We start from the raw sequence: 8,813 nt of genomic DNA, 5'->3' as shown, positions 1-8,813 counted from the left end.
CAGCTCGGTTCGGTGGTCAGTGCCACCGCCAAGGGCACCGGCAAATCGGCGGTGGAACTGCCCTGGTCGGCGCTGACGAAAAACATCAGCGACCCGGCGGTATGGCTGGTCGATGACAAGGGCGAGGCGCAGTTGCATGCGGTCACGGTCGGTCGCTACCTGACCGGCAAAGTGATCATCAGCGAAGGCCTCAAGGGCGGCGAGAAAGTCATTGTCGCCGGCGGGCAACTGTTGCACCCCGGCATGAAAGTCGAGATTGCCGAAAACACCTACAAGGATCTGCAACCGGGAGCGCAGCCATGAAGCGCTTCGGCCTGTTGTGCATGGCGTTGCTGCTGGGCGCCTGCTCGGAAAAGGAAACCCCGCCGGAACCGGTACGTCCGGTGCTGTCGGTCACGGTCAAAGCGCTGAACGAAGAAAGCCTCGGGCGCTTTGCCGGCAGCATTCAGGCGCGTTACGAGAGCAACACCGGTTTCCGCGTCGGTGGACGCATCGCCAGTCGCAACGTCGATGTCGGCGCCGAGGTGCAGAAGGGCACCTTGCTCGCCACCCTTGATCCGTCCGATCAGCAGAACCAGTTGCGCTCGGCCCAGGGCGATCTGGCGCGGATCCAGGCGCAGCTGATCAACGCGCAGGCCAATGCACGCCGTCAGCAAGCGCTGTTCGATCGCGGCGTCGGTGCGCAGGCGCAACTGGACGTCGCCAATACCGATCTGAAAACCACTCAGGCCTCGCTTGATCAGGCACGCGCGGCGGTCAGCCAGAGCAAGGATCAACTGAGCTACACCGAGCTGCGCTCCGATCACAAAGCTGTGGTCACCGCGTGGAACGCCGAAGCCGGGCAAGTGGTAACTGCCGGGCAACAAGTGGTGACGCTGGCGCAACCGGACATCAAGGAAGCGGTGATCGATCTGCCCGATACCCTGGTCGATCAGTTGCCCAGCGACGTGGTGTTCTCGGTGGCTGCGCAGCTCGACCCGAGCATCAACACCACGGCGATCATCCGCGAGATCGAGCCCCAGGCACAAAGCGCCACGCGCACCCGCCGCGCACGCCTGACCCTGTCGGAAACGCCGGACGGTTTCCGCCTCGGCACCGCGATCAGCGTGACCCTCAGTTCGGCGATCAAGCCGCGCATCGAACTGCCGCTGACGGCGTTGCAGGAAATCGACGGCAAAACCCGCATCTGGGTGATCGACACGCAGAACAAAACCGTCAACCCGCGCGACGTCAGCGTAGTCAGCCGTGGCGACAACAGCGTGGTGCTGGCCGGTGGCGTGCAGAATGGCGAGCGCGTGGTCAGCGCCGGCGTCAACAGTCTCAAACCCGGACAATCGGTAAAACTTGACGAGGACAGTCAATGAAAGGCTCTTTCAACCTCTCCGAATGGGCCCTCAAGCACCAGTCTTTCGTGTGGTACCTGATGTTCGTCGGGCTGCTGATGGGGGTGTTCTCGTACTTCAATCTCGGCCGCGAAGAAGACCCGTCATTCACCATCAAGACCATGGTGATCCAGACCAAATGGCCGGGCGCGACCCAGGAAGAAACCCTCAAGCAGGTCACCGACCGCATCGAGAAAAAACTCGAAGAGCTCGATTCCCTCGACTACGTGAAAAGCTACACCCGCCCCGGCGAGTCGACGGTGTACGTGTACCTGCGCGACACCACCAGCGCTGAGGACATTCCGCAAATCTGGTACCAGGTGCGCAAGAAGATCGACGATATTCGCGGCCAGTTTCCCCAGGGCATTCAGGGGCCGGGGTTCAACGATGAGTTCGGTGACGTGTACGGCTCGGTCTACGCCTTCACCGCCGATGGCCTGACCATGCGTCAGTTGCGCGATTACGTGGAACAGGCGCGCGCAGAAATACGCAGCGTGCCGGGGCTGGGCAAGATCGAAATGGTCGGCCAGCAGGACGAAACGATCTACCTGAACTTCTCCACGCGCAAACTCGCCGCACTGGGTATCGACCAGCGCCAAGTGGTGCAGAGCCTGCAATCGCAGAACGCAGTGACTCCGGCCGGGGTGATCGAGGCGGGGCCGGAGCGGATCTCCGTGCGCACCTCGGGCCAGTTCGAGTCGGAGAAGGATCTGGCCGAGGTCAATCTCAAACTCAACGATCGCTTCTATCGTCTGGCCGACATCGCCGAGATCAGCCGTGGCTACGTCGACCCGGCGACACCAGAATTCCGCTTCGACGGCAAACCGGCGATCGGCCTGGCGATTGCCATGCAGAAGGGCGGCAACGTTCAGGAATTCGGAAAGGCGCTGCACGAGCGCATCGACCAGCTCACCGCTGACTTGCCGGTGGGCGTCGGCGTGCACACCGTTTCCGACCAGGCGGTGGTGGTGGAAGAGGCCGTTGGCGGTTTCACCAGCGCGCTGTTCGAAGCAGTCATCATCGTGCTGGTGGTGAGCTTCATCAGCCTCGGCGTGCGCGCTGGTCTGGTGGTGGCCTGCTCGATTCCGCTGGTGCTGGCGATGGTGTTTGTGTTCATGGAATACAGCGGAATCACCATGCAGCGGATTTCCCTCGGCGCGCTGATCATCGCCCTCGGCCTGCTGGTGGACGATGCGATGATCACCGTGGAGATGATGGTTACGCGCCTGGAAATGGGCGAGAGCAAGGAGCAGGCGGCGACGTTCGCCTACACCTCGACGGCGTTCCCAATGCTCACCGGTACGCTGGTGACTGTCGCCGGTTTTGTGCCCATCGGCCTCAACGCCAGTTCGGCGGGTGAATATACGTTCACGCTGTTCGCGGTGATCGCGGTGGCGATGATCGTCTCGTGGGTGGTCGCGGTGTTCTTCGCACCAGTGATCGGCGTGCACATCCTCAGCGACAAGGTGAAAGCCCACGATGCCGAGCCGGGTCGCGTCGGTCGCGCCTTCAACGGTGGTCTGTTGTGGGCCATGCGAAATCGTTGGTGGGCGATCGGCGTCACCGTGCTGTTGTTCGTGCTGGCGGTGTTCTGCATGCGTTTCGTGCAGAACCAGTTCTTCCCCGCTTCGGATCGTCCGGAAATTCTGGTCGACCTGAACCTGCCGCAAAACGCCTCCATCGATGAAACCCGCAAAGCGGTGGACAAGCTCGAAGCGACGCTCAAGGGCGACCCGGACATCGTGCGCTGGAGCACTTACATCGGTCAGGGCGCGATCCGTTTCTACCTGCCGCTGGACCAGCAATTGCAGAACCCGTACTACGCGCAACTGGTGATCGTCAGCAAGGACTTCGAAGCCCGCGAGGCACTCAGCCAGCGCCTGCGCGAACGGTTGCACAAAGACTTCGTCGGCATCGGCAGCTACGTGCAGGCTCTGGAAATGGGCCCGCCGGTGGGGCGTCCGATTCAGTATCGAGTCAGCGGCAAAGATGTCGATCAGGTGCGCAAACACGCCATCGACCTGGCCACCGAACTGGACAAGAACCCGCACATCGGCGAGATCATCTACGACTGGAACGAGCCGGGCAAAGTCCTGCGCATCGACATCGCCCAGGACAAGGCGCGGCAACTCGGGCTGTCCTCAGAAGATGTGGCCAACCTGATGAACAGCATTGTCAGTGGCTCGCCGTTGACCCAGGTCAATGACGATATCTACCTGATCAACGTGGTCGGTCGCGCTGTGGATTCCGAACGCGGCACGCCGGAAACCCTGCAGAACCTGCAGATCGTCACGCCGAGCGGCACCTCGATTCCGCTGCTGGCGTTCGCCACCGTGCGCTATGAACTGGAACAACCGCTAGTCTGGCGTCGCGACCGCTTGCCGACCATCACCATCAAGGCCTCGGTGCGCGACGAGATTCAGCCGACCGATCTGGTGAAACTGCTCAAGCCGTCGATCGATGCTTTTGCCTCGAAACTGCCGGTCGGCTACAAAGTCGCTACCGGCGGTACGGTCGAGGAAAGCGGCAAGGCCCAGGGGCCGATTGCCAAGGTGCTGCCGCTGATGCTGTTCCTCATGGCGACGTTCCTGATGATCCAATTGCACAGCGTGCAGAAGATGTTCCTGGTCGCCAGTGTTGCGCCGCTGGGGTTGATCGGCGTGGTCCTGGCGTTGGTGCCGACGGGCACGCCGATGGGCTTCGTGGCGATCCTCGGGATTCTCGCGCTGATCGGCATCATCATCCGCAACTCGGTGATTCTGGTGACGCAGATCGATGAGTTCGAGCAGAAAGGCTATGCGCCATGGGACGCAGTCGTGGAAGCCACCGAACACCGACGCCGGCCGATCCTGCTGACCGCAGCGGCAGCGAGCATGGGCATGATCCCGATCGCCCGCGAAGTGTTCTGGGGGCCGATGGCTTACGCAATGATTGGTGGCATCGTCGTGGCGACGCTGCTGACGCTGTTGTTTCTGCCGGCGCTGTATGTCGCCTGGTACAAGATTCGCGAGCCGCAGAAGGATGAAAAGCCGGCGCAGTGAGATAGCCCCTGCGATCTTTGGGAAAGGTCTGACTTACAGGGTGAGCTGACTGCGCTAACGTCCCTTCTTCATTCGAAGAGGGACGGGCCATGTCGACTGTTTCCGGCTGGTTACGCGGATGGTTGCTGCTCGCTGGCTTGAGCCTGTCGCCGGCAGTACTGGCCGAAGTGCTGCTGGAAAACCATCTTTGGCGGGTGCAGGTCGATCCTGCGACGCTGGCGGTGCGCGTTGAAGCCGCCGGCGCTGCGCCGGTGCAGGCCTCGGCCGGTATGCTGCGGCACAAGGTCAGCGACATGGTCAGGCGCGGCAATCGCATCGAATGGCAATGGGACGACGGGCGATGGTTGCTCAGTGTTGACCTGGACCAGCGTGACCTGACGTTTTCGATTACGGCTAGCTCGCCCTCGCAGATCGAGTTTATTCATCAGCCCGCCAGTGCAATGGGCCAGGCGCTGATCTGGCCGCTTGCCGAAGGGCGCTACGTGCCGCGCGGTGACCGGGTGTGGCAGAAGTTCCTGCTCGCGCAGGGCGCGCTCGATACCACCCAGGACCTGAGCCTGCCGCTTTGGGGGATGGAGTACGAGAAGTTCAGCCTGCACTGGTTGCTGACCAATCCTTACAACAACCAACTGCGCTTCAAGGCCAATGGCGATGCGCTGGGGCTGTCGGCCCGGCATCGATTTACATCGCTTGAACCCTCAAAACCGCTGACCTTCAGCCTGTTTCTCGGCACTCTCGATCCCTTGGACGGGGCCAAACGCTACAAGCAGTGGCTCATTGAAAGCGATCAATATGAAACCTTGGCGAACAAGCTGATCAAGACCCCGCAAGCCGCCAAGCTGATCGGTGCCGCGCATGTCTATCTGTGGGGCAACGATCTCCTCGGCCCCGACGATGTGCGCAACTGGCCGCTGCTGATTGCCCGGTTGCGCGGCTCGGGTGTGCTGGTCAGTGAACTTCGGGCAGCGATGGATCCTGAAGCGCTGCGGTTGCTCGCCAGCGAGACCGTACTCAATCGCTATCCACAGACTGTGATGCTGCGCAGTCTCAATCGCGCGCTGAACGTTCAGGCGCGCAAAACCTGGCAGGCGCGTGCGGTGCCGGACATGCAGGCGCTGGTCAAAGGGTACGCTGAGGTGCGCGAGCAGCTGGCCGTTGTTCTGAAGGATACGTTGGCGCCTGATCCTGCGCGCTGGGGGCGCACCTTGTCGCGGCGAACCATTGAACGATTGCAGGGCGCAGGACTTTCGCGTTTATGGCTTGGGCTCGGCGAGGGCTGGGAAGGTGGACTCTGGCACCCGGAGACGGTGCGCGCCGCCGTCTCTGCGGGATATCTGATTGCCCCCTATGACTCCTACGAAACTGCGTTGCGCGAGGACGAAAATCCGGACTGGGCCACCGCGCACCTCGGCGATCGGGCCAATACCGAGTGCGCGATCGTGGAGCAAAACGGTGCGCTGAAAAGCGGGTTTCAGCAGTCCGGTCACTATACCGATCCGCGATGTGTGCGACCGTTGCTTGAGCGGCGCATCGATGCAATCCAGAAGGTTGCCGGGTTCAACAGCTGGTTTCTCGATGCCTATGCCGCTGGGATGCTCTTTGACAGTTATCGTCCAGGCGCACCGATGACCCAGGCGCAGAATGCCGCGGGCAACGTCGGAGCATCGCGCTGGATCAGCGAAGTGTTGCAGCTGCCAAGCGGCTCCGAAGATGGCAATGCCGCCACCGCTCAGGGGGTCTTGTTCGCACATGGCATGCAGACGCCAGTGATCGGTTGGGGCGATCGCGACATGCATCAGCCGGACACAGCGGACTTTTTCGTCGGCCAATGGTACCCACCGGAGCAGCCAGCGGTGTTCTTCAAACCGACCCGGTTGAAGGCTGACTACCGACGCGTTCATTTCGCCCCCGTCAGCCGTTTACCGTTGTATCAGGCGGTGTTCCACGGCTCTGTCATCACCAGTCATCACTGGTTGTTCGATAACCTGAAACTGAGCGACGTGCGGGTGGAAAACGAGCTCACGCAGTTGCTCTACAACGTACCGCCGCTGTACCACCTGAGTGCGGCCAGCCTTGATCAGCGCTTGCCGTTGATCGTGCGTCAGGATCGATTCTTTCGTCCGCTGCACGAACGTCTGGCGACGCAAGCGCTGACCGCTTTTGACTGGTTGAGCGAGGATCGCCTGGTCCAGCAGACGACGTTTGCCGACGGCACGCGACTGCTGGCCAATTTCGACGCCGCTCCACGCAACTGGCAGGGCCGGACGTTACCGGGACACAGCATGACTGCACTGTTAGCGGACGGCAGCGACAGCCAGTATCAGGTACAAGCGGCGCCCTGATTCAGACTTTGCGCCACACGCTCGCCAGCCACGGCTGCTGTTCGCGCGGCAAGCCCGCAGGCCGGTAATAATGCTCCAGCTCGACAAAACCCGCCGCCGTCAGCAACCCGCGCCAGGCCTCGAGATCGTGATACGAGCCATAGCGCGGCCCGTTCCAGCCCTCTTGGTTGTCGCCACGCGGATTGGAACTGAACAGCGCGCCACCCGGTTTCAAGGTGCCGTGCAGTTGCCGTAGCACTTGCGGCAACACCTGCAACGGCACATGAAACAGCACGGCATTGGCGAAGATGCCGTCGAAGCGCTCGGCCGGCAGATCAAGCTTGAGAAAGTCCTGCTGCCAGACTTCGCAACCGCTGTCCTGGCGGGCCATGCGCGCGAATTCCTGTGAGCCATCAAGGCCGATCGCGACGTGGCCCATGCGCGTGAAGGTTTGCAAATCCCGGCCCGGACCGCAGCCGAAATCGAGAATCGAGAAGGGTGCTTCACCGTGAATGTGGCGCAGCAAGGCCTCGATGTTCTGGCTGACATCGTGGTCGCGCGTGCCTTCGCGGAAATCCTCAGCCACCGAGTTGTAGTGACCGAGGGTAGTGGCGGTGATCTGTTCGAGGTCGCTGGGCGTTTGCTTCATGATCGATGCTGTATTGGCGGTGTGAGGGCGGACTATAAGCTTTTTCACCGGCAAAAAAACGCCGCCTGCGCTGGGGCCAGTGCAGGCGGCAATGGGTGCCAGGCTTCAGTGCTGCTTGGCTCCCAGACAATCGATCGAGCGGTCCATCATCGCCTTGGCCATTTCCAGCAGATGCCAGACCGAGAACACCATGGCCCGATCCGCGCCCCCGAGCTGGTCACCGCATTGATGGACGGTCACCGAAGCGCAGCGCAGCAGATCGGCAACATACAGTTGGGCGTCCTCCAGCGTCACATCTTCGCTGATGCTGTAGACGCGTTTCTGTCCAGCCAACGTGACCTGATTGCCGGCCAGATGTGAGTCGACGGCGCGGCACAGTGCAGAGCGATCCTTGAGCAAATCCTCGGTGAACCGCTTGCTTGAGGTAAGGCTGAGTGGCGGATCGGCAAGTTTCTTTTCCATGGGTAAACTCCTGACTTCAAGTGGGAGCCAACCATTTCGCGACTAAACGAGCAGGACGGCGGCTGCACGCGGATCAGTTGCCGGCCGGACAACTGAATCCAGTCACCGCAAAACAGTGACGACCGGAGATTAGCTACAGGATATTTCGGGTACAAGCGGGCAAATTATTCTAGGAATCGTCCTGCAAACCCGCGTGCTTCGGGCTGGCGAAACGACAAAAGTGGTGTAGGAAGCATCTGATTTTTGCGAAGGGCGTTGCCCAAAATACTGCGATCACATGGGCCTGGTTGATGGCCACCTGCCGCCATCGACCTTAGCGCTTATTCAGCCCCCGCGCCAGCCTGTCTGAATGACCGCATGGGTGCGCAAACCTGAATGCAACTGGTAGTTCTTACAGTATCGGGACGGAGAAAACTGGTTCAGTCTCAGCGTATAGACATCAGGGACTCGCGTAGCCGTGAATACCCGCCATGACACCGCCACTCCGACCTTGTCGGTCATTGACCCGCGCGCACTGGTGGTTCGCAGCGTTGCCTATTGCCGACACCCGGATAAAGCCGACATCGAATCGCGCATTACCCGGCAGATCTTTGATGAGGCGGGGCGTCAGGTAGCGTCTTGGGATCCGCGTTTGTACGGCGTTGCGCCCAAGCCGAATCTGGCCACGATCTACGCGTTGAGCGGTCAAGCGTTACTCGCAGACAGCGTCGACGCCGGTTGGCAGGTGCGGCTGTTGAATGAAGCGGGTTCGATGTGTTCCGGCTGGGATGCGCGGGGCAGTCAGAGTCATCGCCAATACGATGATCTGCAGCGACCGCTAGCCCTCACCGAGCAGGCGCACGACGGGCAGCCTCGCGTGGTCGAGCGCTGGATCTATGGAAAAGCCACCGATGATCGTGCGCTGCACAACCAGTGCGGTCGAGCGATCCGCCACGACGACCCGGCCGGCAATCGGCAA

At 61.4% G+C, this 8,813-nt stretch carries 5 protein-coding genes and 2 pseudogenes; 5 read left to right on the top strand and 2 right to left on the bottom strand.

Annotated elements, in window-relative coordinates; all coding sequences use genetic code 11:
* The 4 genes and pseudogenes from OQK_RS09730 to OQK_RS09715 form a co-directional block, all read left to right on the top strand.
* A pseudogene (locus OQK_RS09730) lies at positions 1-303 on the top strand (efflux RND transporter periplasmic adaptor subunit); the annotation flags it as partial.
* Complete coding sequence (locus tag OQK_RS09725; RefSeq protein WP_016772214.1) at positions 300-1,364, top strand: efflux RND transporter periplasmic adaptor subunit; 1,065 nt, start codon at positions 300-302, stop codon at positions 1,362-1,364. The pseudogene OQK_RS09730 and the gene OQK_RS09725, both read left to right, overlap by 4 nt.
* Positions 1,361-4,423, top strand: a complete 3,063-nt coding sequence (locus tag OQK_RS09720) for an efflux RND transporter permease subunit (protein WP_016772213.1) — start codon at positions 1,361-1,363, stop codon at positions 4,421-4,423. The genes OQK_RS09725 and OQK_RS09720 overlap by 4 nt, the downstream gene beginning before the upstream one ends.
* Before the next feature lie 89 nt (positions 4,424-4,512).
* Positions 4,513-6,765 carry a glycoside hydrolase gene (locus OQK_RS09715; RefSeq protein WP_016772212.1) on the top strand — a complete coding sequence of 751 codons (2,253 nt, stop codon included), beginning with the start codon at positions 4,513-4,515 and terminating at the stop codon, positions 6,763-6,765.
* Between the two features lies 1 nt (position 6,766).
* On the opposite strand, the gene OQK_RS09710 is transcribed toward OQK_RS09715, so the two are convergent.
* Both OQK_RS09710 and OQK_RS09705 read right to left on the bottom strand, forming a co-directional pair.
* Entirely contained in the window at positions 6,767-7,393 is a 627-nt protein-coding gene (locus tag OQK_RS09710) for a class I SAM-dependent methyltransferase (RefSeq protein WP_016772211.1), read from the bottom strand.
* A 105-nt stretch (positions 7,394-7,498) separates the two neighbouring features.
* The gene (locus OQK_RS09705) at positions 7,499-7,855 is read right to left on the bottom strand and encodes a DUF6124 family protein (protein ID WP_016772210.1); all 357 of its coding nucleotides are present in this window, start codon (positions 7,853-7,855) and stop codon (positions 7,499-7,501) included.
* 457 nt (positions 7,856-8,312) lie between these two features.
* Between OQK_RS09705 and OQK_RS30405 the strand changes: the two are divergent.
* Positions 8,313-8,813: pseudogene (locus tag OQK_RS30405) on the top strand (RHS repeat domain-containing protein); the annotation flags it as partial.

Source organism: Pseudomonas sp. R62, assembly GCF_000257605.1.
In the GTDB taxonomy this organism is placed as follows: Bacteria; Pseudomonadota; Gammaproteobacteria; order Pseudomonadales; family Pseudomonadaceae; genus Aquipseudomonas; species Aquipseudomonas atacamensis.
The sequence above is the reverse complement of the archived record's forward strand: the minus strand, read 5'-3'. Positions and strand labels throughout refer to the sequence as shown.